Here is a 23,846-nt window from a genome sequence, read left to right on the forward strand (position 1 = left end):
CGCATAAACAGTGCTTTGCAGAAAAATTATACTCAAACAAAAATATTATATAAAACAATTATTTAAAAAATAAATGGGGCGGGAGCATAAATATAAAAAAGATCAATATTGATGTTGTGGATAAAATAGCGAGATAATCGTTTCCCGATAGAGGTGAGGATATTTTTTGCCGCCATAAATTGAAGTTTTGCATCTTCAAACGAACAGTAATTTTAATAATAAATAGGCCCTAAACATAATAAAGCCTAAAGGACAAGCGTAATTATGTCTTTGTGGAATCAATGCCTGGAACGGCTCCAACAAGATCTGCCAACTCAACAATTTAGCATGTGGATAAGACCGCTTAAGGCGGATCACGATGGCGCTATTTTAACCTTATTTGCACCTAACCGTTTTGTGCTTGATTGGGTTAGAGACAAGTATATTAGTCAGATCACTCAGCTATTTAGTGAAATCTGCGGCAATGATGCACCATTGCTGAAACTGGATATTGGTGCCGGGACGGTAAAAAAAGAAACCGTTATTGATAGGGTACCTAATTTGGCGGTAACAAATGGCAGAGCGCCGGACACCAATAATGTAGTACCGCCTAATCAAATGAAAGTAGGACAGAATAAAAGCAATATTAATCTGAATTACAGATTCGAAAATTTTGTTGAAGGTAAATCGAATCAACTGGCCAGGGCAGCTGCCAGTCAAGTTGCCGATAATCCAGGCGGTGCTTATAACCCGTTATTTATATATGGCGGAACGGGTTTAGGTAAAACCCACTTGCTGCATGCGGTAGGTAATGGATTGCTGGAAAATAAGAAAGACGCCAAAGTTGTCTATATGCATTCAGAACGTTTTGTGCAGGATATGGTAAAAGCACTGCAGAATAACGCCATAGAGGAATTCAAGCGTTATTATCGTTCGGTCGATGCGCTGTTAATTGATGATATTCAGTTTTTTGCTAATAAAGAGCGTTCTCAGGAAGAGTTCTTTCATACTTTCAATGCGTTACTAGAGGGTAATCAGCAAATTATCCTCACCTCAGATCGTTATCCAAAAGAAATAGATGGTGTAGAAGACAGGTTAAAGTCTCGATTTGGCTGGGGGTTGACCATCGCTGTTGAACCACCGGAATTGGAAACGCGCGTGGCTATTTTGATGCGTAAGGCGTTGGAAAATAAAATTCATTTGCCGGATGAAGTTGCGTTCTTTATTGCCAAGCGGTTACGTTCCAATGTCAGGGAGCTGGAAGGGGCGTTAAATAGAGTTATTGCAAATGCTAATTTCACTGGTCGACCAATTACGATAGACTTTGTGCGTGAAGCATTGAGAGATCTTTTGGCGCTGCAGGAAAAACTGGTTACCATCGACAACATACAAAAAACCGTTGCAGAGTATTACAAAATAAAAATAGCTGATATTCTGTCAAAACGTCGAAGCAGAAGCGTTGCCAGACCCAGACAAGTCGCTATGGCGTTAGCCAAAGAGCTGACCAATCATAGCTTGCCGGAAATAGGCGATGCATTTGGGGGAAGAGATCATACAACTGTACTACACGCTTGCCGCAAAATTGTGCAACTGCGCGACGAAAATCACGACATAAAAGAAGATTATCAAAACTTGATAAGAACATTGTCATCATAAAAAAGAATAAATAAGAGTAGCAACAATGAAATTTACTATTAGCAGGGAAAACTTCTTACAACCGTTGCAACTTGTGTCCGGCGCCGTAGAACGCCGTCACACCCTTCCTATTCTGTCTAATGTACTGATTAAAGTCAGTGAAGGCTCACTATGGCTGACAGGTACAGATTTAGAGGTTGAGTTGATTTCAAATATCAGTTTATCTGGCGACTATGTGGACGGAGAAATTACTGTTCCAGCCAAAAAACTATTTGATATTTGTCGCGGCCTTCAAGATGGAAGTGAACTGGTTTTTTCGGTAGAAGACAGCCGCGCCATACTAAAATCAGGTCGCAGTAAATTTACGCTTTCCACGTTATCTGCTTCTGATTACCCGAACCTCGAAGACTGGCAGGGTGAAGTGGAGTTTGAGTTATCCCAATCTCAGTTGAAAAAACTGATTGAAAGTACCCATTTTGCCATGGCGCAACAAGATGTGCGTTATTACCTAAACGGTTTGTCACTAGAAACTGAAGATAACGTAATCCGTACTGTTGCCACTGACGGTCACCGCCTGGCGCTTTGCAGAATCGAGTACAGCTCCAATCTGCCTGCTAAGCAAGTTATCATCCCGCGCAAAGGTGTAATGGAAATATCACGTTTAATTGATGATAGTGACAAGTCTCTTAAGGTACAAATCGGGTCTAATCATATTCGTATTTTTTCCAGTGCATTTATTTTCACCAGTAAACTGGTTGACGGTCGTTTTCCGGATTATCGTCGAGTTCTACCTAAAGATGGCGACAAGTTTATTGAGGCAAACAAGAATTTGCTTAAGAACGCTTTTTCTCGCGCGGCGATTTTGTCTAACGAGAAGTTTCGTGGTGTTCGTTTAAATTTAAGCAATGCAGAATTGAAAATTACTGCTAATAATCCAGAGCAGGAAGAAGCGGAAGAAATTGTTGATGTTCAATATCAAGGTGACAATCTGGAAATTGGATTTAACGTTGCTTATTTGATAGATGCGTTGAACGCGCTTAATTCTGAAGTCGTTAAAGTTACAATGGCAGATTCTAATAGCAGTGCATTGATAGAAGATGTAGGCGATGAATCTGTGCTGTACGTTATTATGCCGATGAGATTATAGTCTCATCGGTTTTTCATTTTTATTTTTCAGTAGCCTAAAGTTATGAAGCTGGACAAAGTCCAGATCCAACATTTCAGAAATCTTTCCAACGTATCTTTACAACCTTCCGCAAACCTTAATGTGTTTGTTGGTAAGAATGGTAGTGGTAAAACATCTTTTCTAGAAGCTTTGTATTATCTTAGTTATGGCCGCTCATTTCGTACCAGCAAATATCAAAGTTTGATCTCGGCCCAACATCAACAGTTTGTACTGTTTTCTTCACTGAACGAAGGGAATAGTGAATCAGATCTTTGTAAGATCGGCATGATGAGAAATCGCCATGGTGACATCGATATTAAGATTAATGGTGATAAACAGTCTCGAATATCAACACTTGGTTTAAAAATGCCTACCCAGATATTTACTCCGCAAAGTTCTGATTTGCTAATAGGTTCTCCAGGACTTAGGCGCAGCTACATGGATTGGGGATTGTTTCACGTGGAACAATTTTTTTTGAATGATATTACCCTGTTTAATAGAGTGTTGAAGCAGCGCAACGCCATGCTTAAAGGTAATTATGACAGGCAACAGAATTTATATTGGACTGATCAGCTATTGCACTATGGTGAAACAGTATCTTCGCACAGGCAGAAGTACGTTGAGATAATCAAACCCTATATTGATGAGCAAATTAAACAATTCTTACCTGAGTTTTCCATTGAAATAGCGTATCATAGGGGCTGGGAAAAGGGGCTGGATCTGGCCCAGGCTTTAGCCAAGCACAACGACAAGGACAAATTGTACGGCCATAGTACCATTGGACCACATAAAGCGGATTTAAGGCTTAAAGTGGATTCCAGGGCCGTTCAGGAAGTACTGTCGAGAGGGCAGTTACGAGTTTTGACAGCAGCAATGCAGATAGCGCAATCCAAGCTGCTTTTTGATAAACGTAAGCTGAACTGTATCCATTTGTTAGATGACTTAGCCGCAGAATTGGATATAGATAAAAGAACGCTATTTATCAGGCAATTATTGGAAACCAAAGCGCAAATATTTGTAACGGCAACAGAAAAACAACAAGTTGCATTTCTAGATAGTAATATAAGCAACAACATCAAAATGTTTCACGTGGAACATGGCCAAGTGAACGAGGAGAAAGCGATAAATGGCTGAACAAGGTAATTACGATTCGTCCAGTATTAAAGTTTTAAAGGGACTTGATGCTGTAAGAAAACGCCCCGGTATGTATATAGGTGATACTGATGACGGAACGGGCCTGCATCATATGGTATTTGAAGTTGTTGATAATTCCATCGATGAAGCGTTAGCTGGGCATTGTGAACAAATCAAAGTTACCATTCATGGTGATAACTCAGTCTCTGTAAAGGATGACGGGCGCGGAATTCCCACTGAAATTCATGAAGAAGAAGGTGTTTCTGCTGCTGAAGTTATCATGACCGTCTTACATGCCGGTGGTAAATTTGATGATAACTCTTATAAAGTTTCCGGTGGTTTACACGGCGTAGGCGTTTCGGTGGTTAACGCACTATCAAAAAGACTGCAGATCAGGATCCGTCGTGGTGGAAAAATTCACGAGCAAGAATACACCATGGGTAATCCCGTATCTCCACTGAGCGCTGTGGGAGAAACAGATACCACAGGTACCACAATCCGGTTTTGGCCAAGCGAAGAGACCTTCACCAATATTGAATTCCACTACGACATTTTGGCAAAAAGATTACGTGAATTATCCTTCCTGAACTCTGGTGTGTCGATTTTACTAACAGATGAGCGTGATGGAAAAACAGATCATTTTAAATATGAAGGTGGAATACAGGCTTTCGTAGAATATCTGAATCAAAATAAAAACCCGGTGCATCAAAAAGTCTTTCATTTTTCGGTGGATCGGGAAGACGGTGTATCCGTAGAAGTCTCGATGCAATGGAACGACGGATTTCAGGAAAATATATTCTGTTTTACCAATAATATTCCGCAACGAGATGGCGGAACCCACCTGGCCGGATTTCGTGCGGCGCTCACTCGCACCCTGAATACCTTTATGGAAAAAGAAGGTATGAACAAGAAGGAAAAATCCTCAGCAACCGGTGATGACGCCCGTGAAGGTTTAACCGCGGTGGTGTCTGTTAAAGTACCGGACCCTAAATTTTCGTCTCAGACCAAAGACAAATTAGTATCATCTGAAATAAAAGCAGCTGTTGAATCTGCCATGGGTGAGCGTCTAAATGAGTTCTTACTGGAAAATCCGGTCGAAGCCAAAGTGATCATCGGCAAAATTATCGATGCGGCAAGAGCAAGAGAAGCTGCAAGAAAAGCACGTGAAATGACACGCCGTAAAGGCGCACTGGATTTAGCCGGGTTACCGGGCAAGTTGGCAGACTGTCAGGAAAAAGATCCATCTCTGTCTGAACTGTATATAGTGGAAGGGGACTCTGCTGGCGGTTCGGCCAAGCAGGGGCGTAACAGAAAGAATCAGGCTATTTTACCGCTCAAAGGTAAAATCTTGAATGTTGAGAAAGCCCGTTTCGACAAAATGCTGTCTTCCCAGGAAGTCGCAACCCTTATCACAGCCCTCGGCTGCGGAATTGGACGGGATGAATACGATCCGGAAAAACTGCGCTATCACCGTATTATTATCATGACAGATGCTGACGTGGACGGATCACATATCAGGACATTGTTGCTGACGTTTTTCTATCGTCAAATGCCAGAGATTATCGAGCGTGGTTACGTTTATATTGCCCAACCACCGTTGTATAAAATTAAAAAAGGTAAGCAAGAACAATATCTTAAGGACGATCCTGCATTAACAGAGCATTTGACCAGCATAGCATTGGATAATGCTTCTTTACATGTGAATGAAACTGCACCGGCTATCTCTGGTGTAGCTTTGGAAACGATGGTTAAGCAGTACCAGACAACATTCTCGATGATTGACAGGATCAGTCGCATGATGCCTAGAAACTTGCTTATCCGTATGATTTATAACGATATTCTTGATATTTCAGATTTGTCTAATCAGGAAAAACTCGAGAGTGTAGGGCAAGCATTTGTTTCCGCGCTGCAAGAACATGAAGTGGATGGTGCACTTTATCGACATGAAATAAGAGAAGATAAAGAACGGCAAAACTACTATGTTTGTATTATCGTCAGGCAACACGGAATCGATACGGAGTACCGACTGGATCATGATTTTATTGATTCTACCGAATACAAGCGCATAGTGGAGTTGAATAAAACCATTAACGGACTCATTGAAGAGGGCGGTTACGTCAAACGTGGCGAAAAAGTTAAACCCGTTAACTATTTCGTTGATGCCCTGGAGTGGCTGATGGCTGAATCCAAAAAAGGACAATATATCCAGCGTTATAAAGGATTAGGTGAGATGAACCCGAGCCAGTTGTGGGAAACTACCATGGATCCTGAATCTCGCAGAATGTTGCAGGTTACTATTGAAGACGCTATTGGAGCCGACCTGTTATTTACCACCCTAATGGGTGATCAGGTTGAACCGCGCAGAGCATTTATCGAAGAAAATGCCCTGCGTGTAGCGAATCTGGATGTATAGAGCTAGCAACTCGCAACTAGATTCTTGAGGAGAGGCATCCAAATAATAAAAAGGCCGCTAACATAGCGGCCTTTTTGTCTCTCGTCGAAAGGAGTAAGTTCGAATTAACTCGTTTTCTTTATATAAACCTGCGGGTTAGTCTCATCCTGATGAAAATCGATATAAAACTCGTAAAGACCGGAATCCGGAGGAGTAAACTTAAAATTCTCGGTTGTGCTATCACAGTCGGATGAAACGGGTTGATTGACCTCTATCACCTGATCCACTGCTTTATTTTGATATCCACAATTTGAACCTGGACTCCAATTCTTATCGACGAAACGGAATTCATAAGGCTGTCCATCAGCAATTAACTCAGTTTTAACCATATAAACGTCGTCGCCCACATCCTGAACTTTAAACGCTTCATCTGCCTCCCACCAGGTAAAGGCTCCGCGTAAGTACAGTTCATCATGGCTGGTGGACGGTTGATATATTTTATCCAGCATATTGCTGGCGCATCCACCAAGCAGTGTAACCACAGCGGCACAAAATATAAATTTAACTAACTGCATGTTAAGCCTGTTAAAAATAATGTTAATAAAAACAACAGATTACTGATTTAACAATGAAATATCAGCAACATGTAAAAACTGTTGGTGCAAGTCCTGCAGCAACGCCAAGCGATTTAAACGCAAGGTCTGATCATCCGTCATTACCATGACCGAATCAAAAAATGCGTCGATACTATCCTTGAGCTTGGCAAGTTCAGACAGAACTGCCTGATAATCTCCTGACGCCAGACTACTTGACGTGATTTCCTTAATACGGGATAACTCACTATTCAACTGGACTTCGGCAGGTTCTTGCAGTAATGAAGGGTTGCATGCCTCGGGAACAGCTTCTTCATTTTTGTTAAGAATATTACCCACACGCTTATTGGCAGCTGCCAGACTTTGGGCCCCATCTAACGAGCTGAAGTGTGCCACTCCCTTGATTCTCGCAGCAAAGTCAGCCGGTCTAGTAGGTTTGCGCGCCAATACAGCCTGGATGACGTCGACAGAAATATTCTGTTCCTGATAAATCGCTCTGAAACGTGCCAAAATAAATTCAAGCACATCTTTATCTACTTGGTCATTCGACAACTTGTCTAACAAAAGATTCTTGGCAAGTTCAATTAAATCAACTAAATCCAGTGACAGGTTGTTATCGGCGATAATGCGCAAAACACCTATAGCGGCTCTGCGTAGCGCAAAAGGATCTTTGTCTCCCTTGGGTAACATGCCGATACCGAATATGCCCACCAGCGTATCCAGTTTATCTGCCAAAGCAACTGCACAGCTTATCGGTGATTGCGGCAATGTATCGCCGGCAAAACGCGGTTTGTACTGTTCGTTTAACGCATTCGCTACCTGACTGTCTTCGCCATCGTGATTAGCGTAATACATTCCCATTACACCCTGAACGTCAGGAAACTCCATCACCATATCGGTCATCAAATCGGTCTTGCATAATAACCCGGCGCGATACGCCAACTCGCCATCGGCGTTAATTTGTAATGCGATGGCTTTGGCAAGCTTGGCGATACGCTCGGATTTTTCCTTTAGGGTGCCCAACTGCTTCTGAAACAGCACCGTTGAAAGGCTTTCCATACGGGATTCAAGAGTCTGTTTTTTATCTGTCTGGAAAAAAAACTCGGCATCGGCCAGGCGAGGGCGGATGACTTTTTCGTTGCCCTGAATAATTTGTCGGGGATCTTTGCTCTCGATATTGGTGACAAAGATAAAACGCGATCTAAGTTGTCCGTTGTTATCTAGCACCGGAAAGTATTTCTGATCACCCTTCATGGTGTAAATAAGGGCTTCTTTGGGTACATCGAGAAATTTATCCTCAAAAGATGCCACTAGCACCACAGGCCATTCCACCAACGCTGTTACTTCATTCAATAAATCGCTATCGATATCGGCCACGCCATTTTCTTTTGCAGCAGCGTCAAGGATGTCCTGTTCGATCAGTTTTTTACGTTGTTTAAAATCGGCAACCACATAATGCTGTTGCAATGCTTCAAGATAATTATCGGCATGCGTTAGTTCAAAGGTTTTTGCACCATGAAAGCGATGGCCATAAATCACTCTGGACGAATCAATTCCTAAAATGTTGGCATCTAATAGCCTGTCTCCATAAAGCAGCGTAACGCTATGCACAGGGCGAATAAACTGACTTTTACCACTGCCCCAGCGCATTGGTTTGGGGACCGGCAGCTTGGCCAATGCAGTAGTAACCAAATCTTCGATTAACTCGGTCAAACTCTGGCCGATGACTGTGGCCTGATAAACCAGCCACTCGCCTTTATCGGTAGTCAATCTGTCAGCCTGAGAAACGTCTATACCGTTACCTTTGGCCCAACCCATTGCGGCTTTGGTCGGGTTACCTTCAGGGTCAAACGCTGCGGATACGGCTGGTCCGCGCTTTTCGACGACTTTATCAGCCTGTTGAAAGTCTAATTGATTAACGCTAACAGCTAATCGTCTGGGCGTCGCATACCATTTCAATCCGGTAAAAGATAATTCGGCAGCCTCAAGTCCTGCCTGAATATGGTCAGCAAATGCGCCGGCTAACTCGGTGAGTGATTTAGGAGGCAACTCTTCAGTGCCTATTTCAATTAATAAATTTTGCGGCTGCATGAGTTACTTCTCCTTACTGCACATAGGAAAACCCAGAGCTTCCCGGGCCTGGTAATAGGTCTCTGCACAAGCTTTTGATAAGGTACGCACTCTGAGGATATAACGTTGACGCTCTGTCACGGATATAGCGTGACGCGCGTCTAGTAAGTTAAACGCATGGGACGCTTTCATCACCTGTTCATAGGCGGGTAACGGTAAACCTTTGTCAATTAGTAACTGGCTTTCTTTCTCGCATTGATCAAATTCAGCAAATAATGTGTTTACGTTGGCTATTTCAAAGTTATAGGTAGATTGTTCCACTTCATTTTGATGGAATACATCTCCGTAGGTAACGCGTCCCATAGGTCCGTCTGTCCAGACAAGATCATAAATGCTGTCAACGCCCTGAATATACATGGCAAGCCGCTCAAGTCCGTAAGTGATCTCGCCCGTTACTGGTGAGCATTCCAACCCGCCAACCTGCTGGAAATAAGTAAACTGGGTGACTTCCATACCATTTAACCAGACTTCCCAGCCCAGACCCCAGGCGCCTAGTGTCGGTGATTCCCAGTTATCCTCTACAAAGCGGATATCGTGTACCAGAGGGTCGAAACCTAATTCGCTTAATGAATCCAGATACAATTGCTGAATGTTAGCAGGAGAGGGCTTTAACATGACCTGAAACTGATAGTAATGCTGTAAACGGTTTGGGTTTTCACCGTAACGTCCGTCTGTGGGACGACGACAAGGCTGAACATAAGCGCTGCTAATAGGCTCGGGCCCAATAGAACGTAAGAAAGTCATCGGGTGAAATGTACCTGCACCGACCTGCATATCCAAAGGTTGAATAATCACGCAACCCTGGCGTGCCCAATAGTCCTGTAAGGCCAGGATCAGTCCCTGAAAGGTATTGATATCAAACTTCTGCATAGTGCAATAAAAGCCCTGTTAATTGATCAACGAAAAATGCCGCTAAGTATACCTTTTGCACGCTTTCGAATGTAGTCTAATAGCGCGTTTTTAATCAATGTAGCTGTAATTGGAGCAATAAATGGACCTAATAAGGTGTGGTTGGGCGGGAAAAGAAAAAATTTATCAGGATTACCATGACCAAGTGTGGGGTAGAGCAGTCGTTGACCCAAAAGAACTTTTTGCCAAACTTTGTCTCGATGGACAGCAGGCAGGTTTAAGCTGGATCACAATTTTGAAGAAACAAGCAAACTATGAGGCGGCGTTTGCCGACTTCGAGCCAGCTGAGATCGTCAGATTCAATGAGGATGATGTAGAGAGATTGATGCAAAATACCGGCATCGTTCGCAACAGGTTAAAAATCAATTCTATTATCAAAAATGCCCGTGCCTATTTAAAAATGCAGGAAGAGGGTATTCACTTCAGCGACTTTATCTGGCAGTTTGTTGACAACCGGACGGTTATTAACCGCTGGAGTGATATGTCTCAGGTGCCGGTTTCTACAGCCGCATCAGACGCGATGGCCAAGGAGTTGAAAAAGAGAGGATTTACTTTTGTTGGTAGCACTATATGTTACGCCTTTATGCAGGCAGTAGGATTGGTCAACGACCATATTGTGGACTGCCACTGTCATCAGGTATGTGTAGATGTAGCGCGCAAAGCGGACTAAAGGCAGAAGTGACGTAATACAGCTACTTCTTTTAATATCGCTGTTTCTGCTTTTGCCTCTAGTTCTTCTCGAACTAAGTCCATTTTAACTCGCTCGGTGCGAAGTTGTTTTTGCCTGTCTTCATGTGTCGGCATATCTTTTATTTGCTGATATAAATCGTGTAGCGCCGGAAATTGGGCTCTGTAATCCGGGAGAGGCTCTATTGGCAGACTGTCCAACAACATACAAAGCCTGATACAGCCTTCGGAGATATTGCACTGCTGTTGTTCCATTGCCATAGCGATGGTTTGAATACTTTCGATAATGTGTCTGAGTCTGGCCTGTCGCCGATTGTTTTGCTGTACCGTCTGTCGGCGCAGCAAGTACAGCATTTTTCCCGCATAAAAGCCCAGACCAGCAATGATTAGCAATGCCAGCGTAATTAGAACCGTCGATATCATTTATTTAAACTTATCCAGATTGTTGCGTTCCAACTGCTCCAGTAAATCGATATCTTCGTCGTCACTGCCTTGTTGCAGCGTTTCGTCCTGAATATCCAATAAATCGCACAGTTGTTTGTGTCTGGCCAGCTGCTTGTCGACAAATTGCTGATCTTCCGCACTGAGTGTCTTACCCTCATCAAGCAGGTTCAACAACTTCTCCAGACGCGGGTCATTTTCTAGTGCCTCAAGCTCCTGAGTCGGAGAGAAATATTTTTTCGGTTTAGCCCGATTGCCTGCTGATTTTTCACTGGCTATCAAGGCAACGGGTTTTTTACTGCCTAATCTGGGATCTTTATTGCCGTTACTTCCATGGCCGGATAACTTGGCGCCAGTTTCGACATTTTGCCGACTACCAGCCGGACGTCCGTTGGCTTTTTTTTTGCGCTCTACTTTAGCTTCCCGAACACGTTCAGCTTTGGGAACACTGCGAACACCAATTCGACCAACTTTACGGGTTTTCTTTATTTTAGGCATAATGATTCAACACATCGGATAATGTACGCATTTTACCTGCGCAGCATCCGCTATGCGAGCTTTTGAGTCAAACTAGGTGTTATTGTCTGTTAGCGAGAAAGATATTGTTTACCAGACAGGCAGAAAAAAGGCGATAGTTTAAGCTATCGCCTCTTGCAAAACTGAGTGTCAGATGACACTTCTCCCATTTTTATTCCCTAAATATCCACGACTTCAATGTCTGTATGCTTCTCTTTTTGCTTTTATTTACGAAGCCAATTTTTTATTTTTGTTGGTCTTCCTGACACTTTATTGGCCGTCCGATGTTCTTTCTAATGCGAAAGACAAATATAATTGGCAGTGCTTTAACAGCTGCTGCCTTACTTCCATGTGCGAATATTACTCGCGACTCCCTTTTTGTTGGTGTAAAAGACTACACGAATAAATTTTATTTACAACTTATTTACAACTTTATGACAATTTTTTTGCCTGTAGAAATCGAAAGTCAATTACCAAAAAAGCGATCCTTAGACCGCTTTAATTATCAACTCGCCATAATTTAACGGGTAGCTTAATGTAATCCACCAACATATTTGGATAATATGTCGATATCTTTATCGGACAAATGCTTGGCTATATCCTGCATCATGCCGTTAGGATCATTAGCTCGGCCACCTTCCCTGAACTTTTCCAGTTGAGCCTTAACATAAGTGGCATGCTGGCCGCTAATATCCGGAAACTTGGCCAGTCCCATACCGTTACCTCGAGGACCATGACAAGCTGCACAGGCGGTAATGTTGCGCTCTGCATCACCACCGCGGAAAAGGCGCTGACCGGCTTCTATAACATCTTCTGGTGTGGCTCCCGGCTTGGCTTTTTGACTGGAAAAATACGCCGCCAGATCTTCAATATCCTGATCCGACAACGGTGCAGCCATGCCGTTCATTACCGGATCATTACGGCCTTCTTCACCATTACTTTCGGACGCTTGCTTAAATTCATGTAATTGCTTAATGATATATTCGGCGTGTTGACCGGCCAGTTTGGGATACATATCTACAGGGCTGTTACCGTCGGCTCCGTGACAGGCCGCGCAGGTCACAGACTTAGTTTTTCCAGCTTCGGCGTTACCCTCTGCGAATGCGGTTGCGGAAAGACCTATACTCAGACAAACCAGAAGACATAGTTTTTTCATATTGATTCTCGTTGTACTTTTAGTGGGCGGGCAAAAAAAAGATATGCCGTATTTTACACATTTATGCATTGAGTAAAATATATTCCCGTTGATTTGTATGGATATTATCGAATTTCATCATTAAATCCGCGTCGATATAAGGGTTTTAGGTGCAAATAACGCGATATGCTATAGTGGCGCCGAAAATTTGGACTCAGGAAATTTACATGTCTCAATATAGTCAGGCAAAGTTTTTGCTCAGTGCCCCGGATATCCGTCATCTAGGTGAGGACAGCGGAATTGAAGTGGCGTTCGCCGGTCGTTCCAATGCTGGCAAGTCGAGTGCGCTGAACACTTTGACGCGTCAGAAAAGTTTGGCCAGAACCAGTAAAACACCAGGCAGAACACAACTTATCAATGTTTTTGAACTGGATGAGGAACGTCGATTAATCGATTTGCCCGGCTACGGTTTTGCGCAAGTACCTCTGGAAATGAAGTTAAAATGGCAAAAATCATTAAGTGAGTACCTTGAAAAGCGCGAGAGTTTAAAAGGACTGGTGGTACTTATGGATATTCGCCATCCGTTTAAAGATCTCGATCAACAGCTTATTTCCTGGGCGGTTGCCAGCGATTTGCCGGTGTTGGCATTATTGACCAAATCTGACAAATTAAAGTCAGGTAGGCGAAAAGCCCAGGTGTTAATGGCAAGAGAGGCGGCGATGGCGTTTTGCGGCGATGTTACTGTTGAGAGTTTCTCTTCGCTTAAAAGAGAGGGGTTGCAAAATATGGAAGCGATCCTGAACAAGTGGTTTAACTACCTTTAAGATTGTCCTTTCTGAACGAGCTATTCGATATCATCCCGATCCCCTTAAAAAGAAAACCCCACTAGTAAACTAGCGGGGTTAAGGGAGACAACAACAAATGTACAGTGCATTCATAAGGTATGAGTGTCGATATTTCATTAAGTTCAAATTTAATTGCGATTTTTTTATTTATTTTTTACGCAACGCAAAATCTTGTTTTGTTACAGGCAAAAAAAAGCCCCGGCAATTGCCGAGGCCTAAGCAAAGGTCTGATAAATTAATCGTCCCTCTGTACCCTACAGAGCGAATAATAGACAAAATGCGATTATTTGCAATATATTTTTGTAATAAAACTACAAAAAGTTGTTAAAAAACTAATTTTATTAATGACTTCTAGTGTGCCTCATCCCAATTATTTCCCTCTCCAGCCTCTACCAGTAAAGGAACAGACAAGGTCGCGGCCTGTTCCATCAGGCCTATAATTGATTTCTTATGTTTTTCCACAAAATGTTCTTTTATTTCAAAAACTAGCTCATCATGTACTTGCATGATCATTCTGACTTCACCATCCGCTAGGGTGGTTAACCAGTTGGCAACCTTAATCATGGCCTTTTTAATAATGTCAGCTGCGGTGCCTTGCATTGGTGCATTAATTGCCGCTCTTTCTGCACCTTTTCGCGCTGCACCATTGCGAGAATTGATCTCGGGCAAATATAAGCGGCGTCCAAATACGGTTTCGACAAAACCGTTCTGCTTGGCTGATTCCCTGGTCGTTTCCATATAGGTTAGTACGCCTGGATAGCGTTCAAAGTAGAGATCCATATACTGTTGCGCTTCGTGGCGAGGAATACTTAACTGGCGGGCCAGACCGAATGCCGACATGCCATAGATTAAACCGAAGTTAATCGCTTTGGCGCTGCGTCGCTGATTAGTGGTAACCTCGTCTAGTGATACACCAAATACTTCTGCCGCAGTGGATTTGTGAATATCTTTACCGCTTGAGAATGCGTCCAACAAGCCTTTATCTGCCGACAAGTGCGCCATAATGCGTAATTCAATTTGCGAATAATCCGCCGCGACGATTTTATATCCTTTAGCCGGGACGAAAGCCTGCCGGACTTTACGACCTTCTTCGGTGCGGATCGGAATATTTTGTAAATTAGGATCGGTTGAAGACAGGCGTCCAGTGGCTGCAATCGCCTGATGGTATGAAGTATGGACTCTGCCGGTACGATGATTAATCATCTTGGGTAGCTTGTCGGTATAAGTGGATTTGAGCTTGGTTAACCCTCGATATTCCAGTAACAGCTTGGGTAACGGATAGTCTTCGGCTAATTGCTGTAGCACTTCTTCTGCGGTAGAAGGGGCTCCCTTGGGGGTTTTCTTGATAACCGGCAACTGTAGTTTGTCGAACAATATTTCCTGTAGCTGTTTGGTGGAATTAAGGTTGAATTCCTGACCGGCTATGTCCTGTACTTCTTGTTCGAGTTGCAAGATACGGGTTGCCAAGAATTGGCTTTGTTCCAACAGGCGCTGACTGTCAATCAATACACCGGTTTGTTCCATTTGAGCCAATATGGGAATCAACGGGACTTCAATTTCCTGCAATATTTGTTTAGGTCCGGCAACCTGCTCCAGTTGCGGCCACAGGTGTTGGTGTAATCGCAGGGTAATGTCGGCATCTTCAGCGGCATAAGGAGAGGCCTTTTCCAGCTCAATCTGGTTAAAGGTTAATTGTTTGGCCCCTTTACCTGCGATATCTTCAAAGTGAATGGTTTGGTGATCCAGATAGCGATCCGACAGGCTGTCCATATCATGTCGTCCGGCTGTACTGTTGAATACATAGGACTCCAGCATAGTGTCAAACATCACGCCACGGAGTGTAATGCCATAATTGGCCAGTACATTCATATCATATTTGATGTGTTGTCCGACTTTGTGAATTTTATCATTTTCAAGCAAAGGTTTGAGCTGTGCTAGCACCCAGTTTCGATCAAGTTGTTCTGGGGCATCCGGATAATCATGGCCAACCGGCAAATAAGCCGCTTCGCCAGCTTCGCTAGCAAATGAAAAACCGACCAGCTCAGCATCCATATAATTGAGGCTGGTGGTTTCGGTATCGACAGCAAATAAAGTTGCTGAGGAAAGTTTGTCGATCCAGTTGTGTAATTCAGCTTCAGTCAGGATGGTGACATAATTGCCCTGGCTGACGGTGCCTTTATCAGTGCTTATTTCGACAGATTTTTCAACCTGCGGTTCTTCTTTGCTGTCCTTTCCGACTTCTTCTTTCCAGCGCTTAAATTCTAACTCGGTAAACAGGTTGAGTAATTTATCGTTGTCGGCAGGTGTCGGGGACAGTGTCTGCGGCGTGTACCCTAGCTCGACATCAGTTTTAATGGTGGCCAATAAATAGGAAAGTCGCGCCTGTTCTTCAAATTCAGCCATTTTGATTGCCATGGTTTTGGCACCACGAAAATCCAGTCCACTAATTTTATCCAGATTCTGGTATATCGCATCAATGCCACCGATGCCCTGCAATAGCCCCAGCGCGCTCTTATCTCCAACACCAGGCACACCGGGAATGTTGTCTACTTTATCCCCCTTGAGTGCGAGGAAATCGATAATCAGTTCCGGTCCAACCCCGAATTTCTCCACCACTCCTTCAGGATCCATAATACTGTTATTCATGGTATTGATCAGAGTGATATGCTCATCAACCAGTTGCGCCATATCTTTGTCGCCCGTACTGATTAGGGTATGAATACCGGCTGCACTGGCTTGTCGTGCCAGCGTGCCAATAACATCATCTGCTTCGACGCCGTCTTCAACTATTATGGGTAAGCCCATCGCGCGGATAATGTCATGTAAAGGTTCTATCTGGCAGCGTAAATCATCCGGCATTGGCGGACGCTGAGCCTTGTATTCGGGGTAAATATCATCTCTAAAGGTTTTGCCTTTGGCATCAAATATCACCGCGATATGGGTTGGGTTATATTGCTTAATCAGGCTGCGCAGCATGTTGATAACACCATAAACGGCTCCAGTAGGATTACCCTTGGAGTTGGTCAATGGAGGCATACCGTGAAAAGCGCGGAACAGGTAAGACGAACCGTCTACCAGAATAAAAGGATTGTCGGCAATTTTTGTCATAATAACTAGGGTCGGCTGATTTGCATGGAAGCATGCCACAGATTATAAAGTGTCACCAGTGACAATGGCTTATGGTGTTTATTGTTCTGTGGATAACTCTGTTGAAGAAAAATATAAAATCACTAAAGCTACCTTATTGAAAAATCAACAAAGTATCTGAAAGCCTTATATATTGTGGACTGCATGAATAAAAGTAAGAACTTAGATCTTTTATTATTTTTATTATATCCCTGTGGATAATACTACTTGGCAAAATTACAACTTGGCGTAGTAGGTCAGCTACTCTACCATAACCTCTGATGATGAGAAGTATTGTTATTAAAGTTTTTTGACCCAAGTGGAACTAAAACAACAGTTAAAAAGCATAAGCCTTTAATTGCCTGATACGGAGCGGAGAATGAAAAAAGTTGCAGTGATATTAAGTGGTTGTGGCGTCTATGATGGCACCGAAATTCACGAGTCAGTTTTGACATTGTTGGCTATCAGGTTGGCGGGTGCTGACTATCAATGTTTTGCTCCGGATATAGAGCAGTTCCATGTGGTAAATCACCTGACCGGAGAGGTTGTAGAAGGCGAGACGCGTAATGTTTTAGTCGAGTCTGCCCGTATTGCGCGAGGGGCAGTTAAGGCTATAACCGAGCTGAATGTTGATGATTTTGATGCGTTGCTGTTGCCGGGCGGGTTTGGTGCAGCCAAAAATTTAAGTGATTTTGCGTTAAAAGGAGCGGATACCAAATTAAACCCTGATGTAGAGAAAAGCTGTCTGGCATTTGCCAAGGCAAACAAAGCTGTGGGGTACGCCTGCATTGCGCCGGCAATGATGGTGCGGATTTATGGCCCAGGGGTAAAATTGACCATAGGTAATGATCAGGATACTGCCGCTGCAATACGGGCAATGGGCGGCGATCATGTTAATTGTGTGGTCGAAGAGGTGGTGCTGGATAAAAAACATAAAGTGGTATCGACTCCGGCTTATATGCTGGCGGAATCCATCGAACAGGCGCATACCGGCATTACTAAATGGGTGCTATCGGTGCTGGCGCTGGCTTAATTGCGCGGTACGAGGTGGCTTGCATGAGTGGCAATGCAGATAAAATTTTATACATGTTGAAAACCCGCGGGTCACAGAAATCCCAGACTTTGGCTAAGGCACTGGGTATGACATCGATGGGCGCGCGCCAGCATTTGTTGCAGCTCGAACAAAATAAACTGGTTAGCAGTTATAGCCGTGCCGAAAAAGTAGGACGGCCCAGTCAATACTGGCAATTAACTGAACTGGCGATGAAGCGTTTTCCGGATCGGCATGAGCAGCTTACGTTGAGCATGATAGAGTCGGTTAAAAGTGTTTTCGGCAATCCGGGGCTGGAAAAGCTGATTTATGCCCGTGAGCAGCAAAGCGAGAAAGAATATTTGCGTTTGCTGAGTAATAAAACAACTCTTGCCGAGCGAGTGCATGAATTAGCCGAAATCCGCAGCCAGGAAGGTTATATGGCTGAATATGAGCAAGACAAGCTAGGTCACTTCTGGTTGTTGGAAAATCATTGCCCTATTTGCGCCGCTGCCAGTCAATGTCAGGATTTCTGTCGTTCTGAATTACAATTATTTCAACGCTGTCTGCTAGGTTTGGCCGAGGTGAGCCGTGAAGAACATATATTAGATGGTTCGAGGCGTTGCGCTTACCGGATTGTGCCACTGGATTAGAAAAAGGCAGACGGATAAATCTGCCTTTGGTTGCTAGAGCCTGTTGATCCTGCATACTGCTGCAAAAGCACACACCAAAGATCAACAGGCTCCAGGTAAGCCGATTAAAAACTGATACTGCTATCGGTAATATCTGCTTCGCTCAAATGACCATATTTTTTTACTGTATCTCTAATGGCATCTGCTTTCCCGATAACCACCATTTGCAAATTATCTTTAGGAAAGTAGCGGTTGATAATCTGCTTGGCTTTGTCTACATCCAGCGCATTGACCTGTTGATTAAAGGTATTGATAAACCGCTCGTCAAAGCCGTAAATAAACATATTGGCAAGCAGGCTGGCCAGTTCGCCGGAGGTTTCATAGTTAGGGGGAAATTGTCCTTTGACATAGGCCTTGGCCGAGTCCAGAGTTTGTTGATCAATGCCTTTGCCCCACAGGCGGGCATAGGTTTCTAACGCCAGGTCAATAGCCTGTTCGGTTGTATCGCTTTTGGTAAAGGTACTAATATAAAAGCTGCCAGCCTGCTTACGAGCATCAAAGGTGCTGCGCGCGCCGTAGGTAAGTCCCGAGTTAACCCTTAATTCGTCATTCAACCAGGAAGTAAAACGTCCACCTAGAATAGTATTGATCACGCTGATTGCGACGTAATCCGGATTACTGCGTTTAATACCCGGACCGCCAATTATAAATGTGCTTTCGATCGCGTCGGATTTATTGACCAACACCACACTGGCCTGGCTGGGAGATGATATGTTGTCAGGTAGTGAAAAAGCCGGCGCCTGCCCTTGCCAGTGGGTAAACAATGATTTTACTTTGCCAAGCATCGTCGCAGTGTCGAAATCACCGACTAACACAATGGCGGTGTTGTCGGGGGTATACCAGCGTTGGTGAAAGGCTTTAATATCTGCAGAATTGATAGTGTTAATACTGTTTTTATCACCATCCTGCAAAACTGAATAGGGATGATCTTTGAACAGCAGCTTATTAAAGTAATCCTTGATCACCGCTTTAGGGCTTTCTTTTTGCTGCAGCAGGCCCGCCAGGTAACGTTGTTTGTGCTTATCAAATTCATCGTTGGAAAATGCCGGTTTCAGCACGGCGTCGTGTAATAACCCCATGACCAGGTCGGTGTCTTTATTGACAAAAGAAGCCTGCACAAATGTTGACTCCAGGCCGGCATTCACGTTTATCTGGGCGCCGATAAAATCCAGTTTTGCCTCGAAATCCGCTTTTGCCAGGTCTTTTGTCCCCAGCAATAAATTCTCGGCAGTGAGTTTGGCCAGACCGGCTTTGTTACCGTCTTGCACCGCCCCGGCCTTGACGGTAACCAGTACATCAATCAGCGGGACCTCGTGTTGCTCCATTAAATAAACCGTCAGGCCATTATCAAGTACAATTTTTTGATATTCTGGCAGAGTAAAATCCGCCGCCCAAAGCGTATTGGACCAACATATTGAGACCAGAAGAATGAGACGTTTACAGATCATTTTCATTGCTATCTTCCTTGTTGTTTAAAATACCTACTGTACGATTAGCTTTGCGTAAATATTGACCTGCAACACGCTGAATGTCTGCTTTAGTCACTTTCTCAAATGCGTCCGGCGCGTTGAATAGTTGACGATAGTCACCAAAAAATAGCTGATAAGTGCCGATAGTGTTGGCTTTGCCGTTAATGGTTTGCATGGTGCGATAAAAATCAACCAGCCGGCTGTTTTTGACCTTTTGTAATTCGTTGTCACTGACGCCTTGTTTAGCCACCAGATTCAGTTGTTCAATGATGGCTTTTTCCAGAGCGCTTGCCTCAACGCCTTGGGCAGCGATGGCATAAACGTAAAACAGGTTCGGATCGATAGAGTCAGGTATATAGGTAAACACATCGGTAGCCAGCTGCTGTTCAAACACCAGGGATGTCATTAGCCGTGAGCTGTTACCGTTGGACAGAATATCCCCCAGCATTTGCAGTGCGTAGTAGTCTTCGCTTTGGCTTTGCGGGATATGGAAGGCCATCATAATATTGGGGCTGGAAACCGACGGTTTGTATAAATATACCCGGCGTTCACCTTTTTGCTGCGGCTCGACGGTGTGTACTGCACGCGGCGCGGGTTGAGCAGGGATGGGTTCAAAATACTGTTTGGCCAGTTTTTTTACTTCGGTTGCGTTAACCGCTCCGGCAATGACCACCACAGCATTATTAGGGGCGTAATAGGTTTTGTGGTATTGCTGTAAATCTTCCAATGTCCAGTTGGCAATATCGGATTCATGCCCGATGACCGGCCAGCTGTAGGGATGGGCACGGAACGCTGCGCCCTTGACCTCTTCCCAGATTGCCTGGAAGTTGGAATTTTCCAGTCCGGTGGTACGCTCTGAGGCTACAACGCCTCGTTCGCTCTCCACCATGTCCGGATCAATCGCCAAGTGTTCAATGCGATCCGCCTCCAGTTCAAACATCAGTTCCAGCGCATCGGCCGGAAACCAGTCGGTGTAGGCCGTCATATTCTCACTGGTATAGGCGTTATTGCTGCCTCCCGCCGCTTCCATGGTGCGGTCGAACATCTTAGGGCCATATTTTTCGGCGCCGTTGAACATCATATGTTCGAAGAAATGTGACAGGCCGGTAATGCCGGGAACTTCGTTGCGCGAACCTACCTTCCAGAACAAATACATGTTGGCGTTAGGAATGGAGTTATCTTCCAGCACCAGAATTTGCATACCGTTTTGCAGGGTAAAGGAGGTGACATCCTCTGCTTGCGTCACTGCCAGGACAGGCAAGCCTGCTAGCATACACACCAGACCCAATAACCATTTTTTCATTATCGATTCCTTAAATATCAATACTTTCGATGCGGATTGGTATAATTTGTTGAATGTTGTTTTATAAAAGTTTGAGTTTAAACATAGAATCGCCAACCGACTAAATTTTAAGTGTAATTAAATTTTTACTTACACAAACTGATTTGCTTTAATGTTGACACTGATAACTTATCTGTCCCAGGCATGACCACAGAAGTTAAACCAAATTATCATCATGGAAATTTGCGCCAGGCTTTAATGGACGGCGCGTTGCATTGTATCCGTGAGCACGGCGCTGAGCATCTGAGTTTGCGTGCGTTAGCCCGTGAATTGGGCGTATCCCAGGCTGCCCCATACCGGCATTTTAAGGATAAAATTGCGCTGTTGTCAGCACTGGCCAGTGACGGGTTTGAGCGTTTGGGGAAAGCAATGCGCCATGCGTTTGAGCAGGCCGGGAGTGATCCTGAAAGTTGTTTGCGACAGGTTGGCTTAACCTATGTTAAATTTGCCATGCAACATCCGGAAACTTATCGCCTGATGTTTGGTATGAAAGCATCAGACTTCAATAGCAAAGAGATGGATGCGGGCCATGGCGAAGGGTTTTGTGTACTGGAAGATGTGATTCGCATGGGCCTGGAGGGTAAGGTATTTGCGCCGCATGCCAGTTCAGATATTGCAACGGCGGCATGGTGCATGGTGCATGGCTATGCGTCGTTACTGATTGACGGGGTGATCGATCTGGATGAACAGCAGGCAATGTTGCAATTTCAAGGCATCGAACAAGTGCTAAATAAAGGTATAGTGGGCAAAGCCAGTTAAATGTATCTGGATTAAATAATCAGGAATTTTATGACCGCAGTACCTCAGCAAGTGATTGGGTTTTTGCAGGCTTCTGCGCCCTTTGACAGTATTGATGAAACGGGTTTACAGGATATCGCAGCGGATATTCGGGTAATTTATCTGACCAATGAAAACAAACAGGCCTTGCTGGCGCAGCAAGGCAATGCGTTGTTTCTTATCCACACCGGCCAATTTCTGGTTAAAGACTCTGACAGTCCGCTACGTTATGTCAGCGAAGGGGATTATTTTGGTTACGGCAACTTACTGGATGAAACCAATATTCCCATTGAGCTTGAAGTGGATAGTCCGGGGTTGGTTTACTGCCTAAATGAGCAACGCTTTGTGCAGTGTTTGCAACAGTATCCTGAATTCGAACGTTTCTTCAACAACAGCAAAGCCCAGAGTCTGCAAAATCAGGCAGCAGATGACTCCAATTCCATGTGGCTGTATAAGTCATTGACGGAACTGCTCAATGCGGCACCGGTTACCGCCGATGTGGAACTGAGTATTCACCATAGCGCCAAGTTGATGTCAGACACGGGCGTGTCATCATTATTGATTACCGACAATGAAAAACTGGTGGGTATAGTGACCGACCGAGACATCCGCAACCGGGTCGTGGCACAGCAGCGTGATATCAATCAGCCGATAAAAGACATTATGACCACCGAACCGGTACTGATTTCCCATCAGCGTACCTTGTTTGATGCCATGAGTTACATGACTGAACACAATGTGCATCATTTACCGGTTATCGACAGTGACAGCCGCAAGCCGTTAGGCATTATTACGGTCACCGATGTGATCCGCTATCAGCGCGGTAATATTCTGTTTTTAATCGGTGAGTTGAGTAAAGCCAAAAATTTATACGAGCTGACCCGCTTGTCCTGGCAGATGCCACACTATTTCTCACGTCATGCCCGGCGGCCGGGAGATTTTGATATTGCTGGCAAGGTATTGTCGCAGGCTACCGATATCATGACCCGCAAACTGCTGCAGTTTTTTGTCCAGCAGCATGGCGAAGCGCCCTTCGACTATTGTTGGCTGGTATATGGTTCGCAGGCTCGTGAAGATCAGTTTATGGGCTCCGATCAGGATAATGGCCTGCTATTGGCGCAAACACCAGATGAGCAACAGGCCGCCTATTTTGAAGCCATGGCGAAATATGTGTGTGACGGGTTAGCCAAATGCGGCATTAAACTATGTAAAGGCAACGTTATGGCCACCAATCCGGACTTGCGCAAGTCGGTGGATGACGCGATAGAAGAAGCCAAGCAATGGGTCAAAACTCCCACTGCCCAGGCTATTCTGAATTTTAATATCTACCTGGACGTGCGGGCTGTGGCCGGTAATAAAACCCTGCTAAACCGGTTGCAGAAGGCGCGGGTTCCGTTGTTTAAGCAATCATTCTTTTTGTCGGCACTGGCACGCCATGCCATTCAGGGAGTGGTACCGCTGACCATGTTTCAGAAATTCAGTTATGAATCAGATCATAAAGTGAAAGATGCGATTAATTTAAAGCGCAAGGCAGTGGGTATTATTAACGACATAGTGCGTTTATACGCTCTGGCAAATGGGTTGAGCATGCCTTCAACGCTGGAGCGGCTGAAGCATTTGCCGACCGACTCCGGCCTAACCAAAAAAGACGCGGATAATTTACGCGATATCTGGCTGTTTCTGAACCGCTTGCGCTGGCGTCATCAATTACAAAACCATGTCACCGATAATCTGGTGTCGGTCAGTGACTTATCGGCGATTGAAAAACACCAGCTCAAGGCCTCGTTGCAGGGCATTAGGGTTGCTCAACAAGGTGTACAGATGAAATTTACTGCCGGATTGGGGTAGA

Annotated in this window: 19 protein-coding genes; 10 read left to right on the forward strand and 9 right to left on the reverse strand. The window is 44.4% G+C overall.

What is annotated here, in order from left to right; genetic code table 11:
- Positions 1–327 precede the first annotated feature (327 nt).
- The 4 genes from dnaA to gyrB are packed head-to-tail and all read left to right on the forward strand — an operon-like array spanning position 328 to position 6,326.
- A complete protein-coding gene (dnaA, locus tag V1467_RS00005; RefSeq protein ID WP_416308736.1) occupies positions 328–1,635 on the forward strand; it encodes a chromosomal replication initiator protein DnaA in 1,308 nt (435 codons plus the stop codon).
- A gap of 25 nt (positions 1,636–1,660) precedes the next feature.
- Positions 1,661–2,761 (forward strand): DNA polymerase III subunit beta, encoded by a 1,101-nt coding sequence (dnaN, locus tag V1467_RS00010; protein ID WP_416306762.1) that lies wholly within the window; start codon positions 1,661–1,663, stop codon positions 2,759–2,761.
- A 42-nt stretch (positions 2,762–2,803) separates the two neighbouring features.
- Positions 2,804–3,913, forward strand: coding sequence for a DNA replication/repair protein RecF (recF, locus tag V1467_RS00015; protein WP_416306763.1), 1,110 nt, complete (start codon positions 2,804–2,806; stop codon positions 3,911–3,913).
- Complete coding sequence (gene gyrB, locus V1467_RS00020; RefSeq protein ID WP_416306764.1) at positions 3,906–6,326, forward strand: DNA topoisomerase (ATP-hydrolyzing) subunit B; 2,421 nt, start codon at positions 3,906–3,908, stop codon at positions 6,324–6,326. The genes recF and gyrB overlap by 8 nt, the downstream gene beginning before the upstream one ends.
- A gap of 104 nt (positions 6,327–6,430) precedes the next feature.
- Here gyrB and V1467_RS00025 read toward each other — a convergent pair whose 3' ends face one another.
- Genes V1467_RS00025 through glyQ form a run of 3 tightly spaced genes read right to left on the reverse strand, consistent with a single transcriptional unit; the run spans position 6,431 to position 9,898 of the window.
- A complete protein-coding gene (locus V1467_RS00025; RefSeq protein ID WP_416306765.1) occupies positions 6,431–6,880 on the reverse strand; it encodes a hypothetical protein in 450 nt (149 codons plus the stop codon).
- 39 nt (positions 6,881–6,919) lie between these two features.
- Positions 6,920–8,989: a glycine--tRNA ligase subunit beta gene (gene glyS / locus V1467_RS00030; RefSeq protein WP_416306766.1), complete on the reverse strand. Its 2,070-nt coding sequence runs from the start codon at positions 8,987–8,989 to the stop codon at positions 6,920–6,922.
- A 3-nt stretch (positions 8,990–8,992) separates the two neighbouring features.
- A complete protein-coding gene (gene glyQ / locus V1467_RS00035; RefSeq protein ID WP_416306767.1) occupies positions 8,993–9,898 on the reverse strand; it encodes a glycine--tRNA ligase subunit alpha in 906 nt (301 codons plus the stop codon).
- A gap of 121 nt (positions 9,899–10,019) precedes the next feature.
- Here glyQ and V1467_RS00040 point away from each other — a divergent pair, with 121 nt between their 5' ends.
- Entirely contained in the window at positions 10,020–10,607 is a 588-nt protein-coding gene (locus tag V1467_RS00040) for a DNA-3-methyladenine glycosylase I (RefSeq protein WP_416306768.1), read from the forward strand.
- Here the strand turns inward: V1467_RS00040 and V1467_RS00045 are convergent.
- The 3 genes from V1467_RS00045 to V1467_RS00055 all read right to left on the reverse strand — a co-directional run bounded on the left by V1467_RS00045 (position 10,604) and on the right by V1467_RS00055 (position 12,737).
- A complete protein-coding gene (locus V1467_RS00045; protein WP_416306769.1) occupies positions 10,604–11,047 on the reverse strand; it encodes a DUF2489 domain-containing protein in 444 nt (147 codons plus the stop codon). The genes V1467_RS00040 and V1467_RS00045 overlap by 4 nt on opposite strands.
- The gene (yihI, locus tag V1467_RS00050) at positions 11,048–11,563 is read right to left on the reverse strand and encodes a Der GTPase-activating protein YihI (RefSeq protein ID WP_416306770.1); all 516 of its coding nucleotides are present in this window, start codon (positions 11,561–11,563) and stop codon (positions 11,048–11,050) included.
- Positions 11,564–12,113: 550 nt separating this feature from the next.
- Positions 12,114–12,737 (reverse strand): c-type cytochrome, encoded by a 624-nt coding sequence (locus V1467_RS00055; RefSeq protein WP_416306771.1) that lies wholly within the window; start codon positions 12,735–12,737, stop codon positions 12,114–12,116.
- A 206-nt stretch (positions 12,738–12,943) separates the two neighbouring features.
- Here V1467_RS00055 and yihA point away from each other — a divergent pair, with 206 nt between their 5' ends.
- On the forward strand, positions 12,944–13,540 hold the full coding sequence (yihA, locus tag V1467_RS00060; RefSeq protein ID WP_416306772.1) for a ribosome biogenesis GTP-binding protein YihA/YsxC: 597 nt from the start codon (positions 12,944–12,946) through the stop codon (positions 13,538–13,540).
- 372 nt (positions 13,541–13,912) lie between these two features.
- On the opposite strand, the gene polA is transcribed toward yihA, so the two are convergent.
- Complete coding sequence (polA, locus tag V1467_RS00065; protein ID WP_416306773.1) at positions 13,913–16,669, reverse strand: DNA polymerase I; 2,757 nt, start codon at positions 16,667–16,669, stop codon at positions 13,913–13,915.
- Positions 16,670–17,066: 397 nt separating this feature from the next.
- Between polA and elbB the strand changes: the two genes are divergently transcribed.
- Together elbB and V1467_RS00075 are read left to right on the forward strand one after the other, a co-directional pair.
- Positions 17,067–17,720 carry an isoprenoid biosynthesis glyoxalase ElbB gene (gene elbB / locus V1467_RS00070; RefSeq protein WP_416306774.1) on the forward strand — a complete coding sequence of 218 codons (654 nt, stop codon included), beginning with the start codon at positions 17,067–17,069 and terminating at the stop codon, positions 17,718–17,720.
- A 23-nt stretch (positions 17,721–17,743) separates the two neighbouring features.
- A complete protein-coding gene (locus V1467_RS00075; RefSeq protein WP_416306775.1) occupies positions 17,744–18,370 on the forward strand; it encodes a helix-turn-helix transcriptional regulator in 627 nt (208 codons plus the stop codon).
- 104 nt (positions 18,371–18,474) lie between these two features.
- Here V1467_RS00075 and V1467_RS00080 read toward each other — a convergent pair whose 3' ends face one another.
- Together V1467_RS00080 and V1467_RS00085 are read right to left on the reverse strand one after the other, a co-directional pair.
- On the reverse strand, positions 18,475–19,863 hold the full coding sequence (locus V1467_RS00080; RefSeq protein WP_416306776.1) for a M16 family metallopeptidase: 1,389 nt from the start codon (positions 19,861–19,863) through the stop codon (positions 18,475–18,477).
- Positions 19,847–21,181 (reverse strand): M16 family metallopeptidase, encoded by a 1,335-nt coding sequence (locus V1467_RS00085; RefSeq protein ID WP_416306777.1) that lies wholly within the window; start codon positions 21,179–21,181, stop codon positions 19,847–19,849. The genes V1467_RS00080 and V1467_RS00085 overlap by 17 nt, the downstream gene beginning before the upstream one ends.
- A 183-nt stretch (positions 21,182–21,364) precedes the next feature.
- Between V1467_RS00085 and V1467_RS00090 the strand changes: the two genes are divergently transcribed.
- Both V1467_RS00090 and V1467_RS00095 read left to right on the forward strand, forming a co-directional pair.
- Entirely contained in the window at positions 21,365–21,979 is a 615-nt protein-coding gene (locus V1467_RS00090; protein ID WP_416306778.1) for a TetR/AcrR family transcriptional regulator, read from the forward strand.
- Between the two features lie 30 nt (positions 21,980–22,009).
- Positions 22,010–23,845, forward strand: a complete 1,836-nt coding sequence (locus tag V1467_RS00095) for a DUF294 nucleotidyltransferase-like domain-containing protein (RefSeq protein WP_416306779.1) — start codon at positions 22,010–22,012, stop codon at positions 23,843–23,845.
- Position 23,846 lies beyond the last annotated feature (1 nt).

This window comes from Neptunicella plasticusilytica, from assembly GCF_047922965.1.
Classification (GTDB): domain Bacteria; phylum Pseudomonadota; class Gammaproteobacteria; order Enterobacterales; family Alteromonadaceae; genus Neptunicella; species Neptunicella plasticusilytica.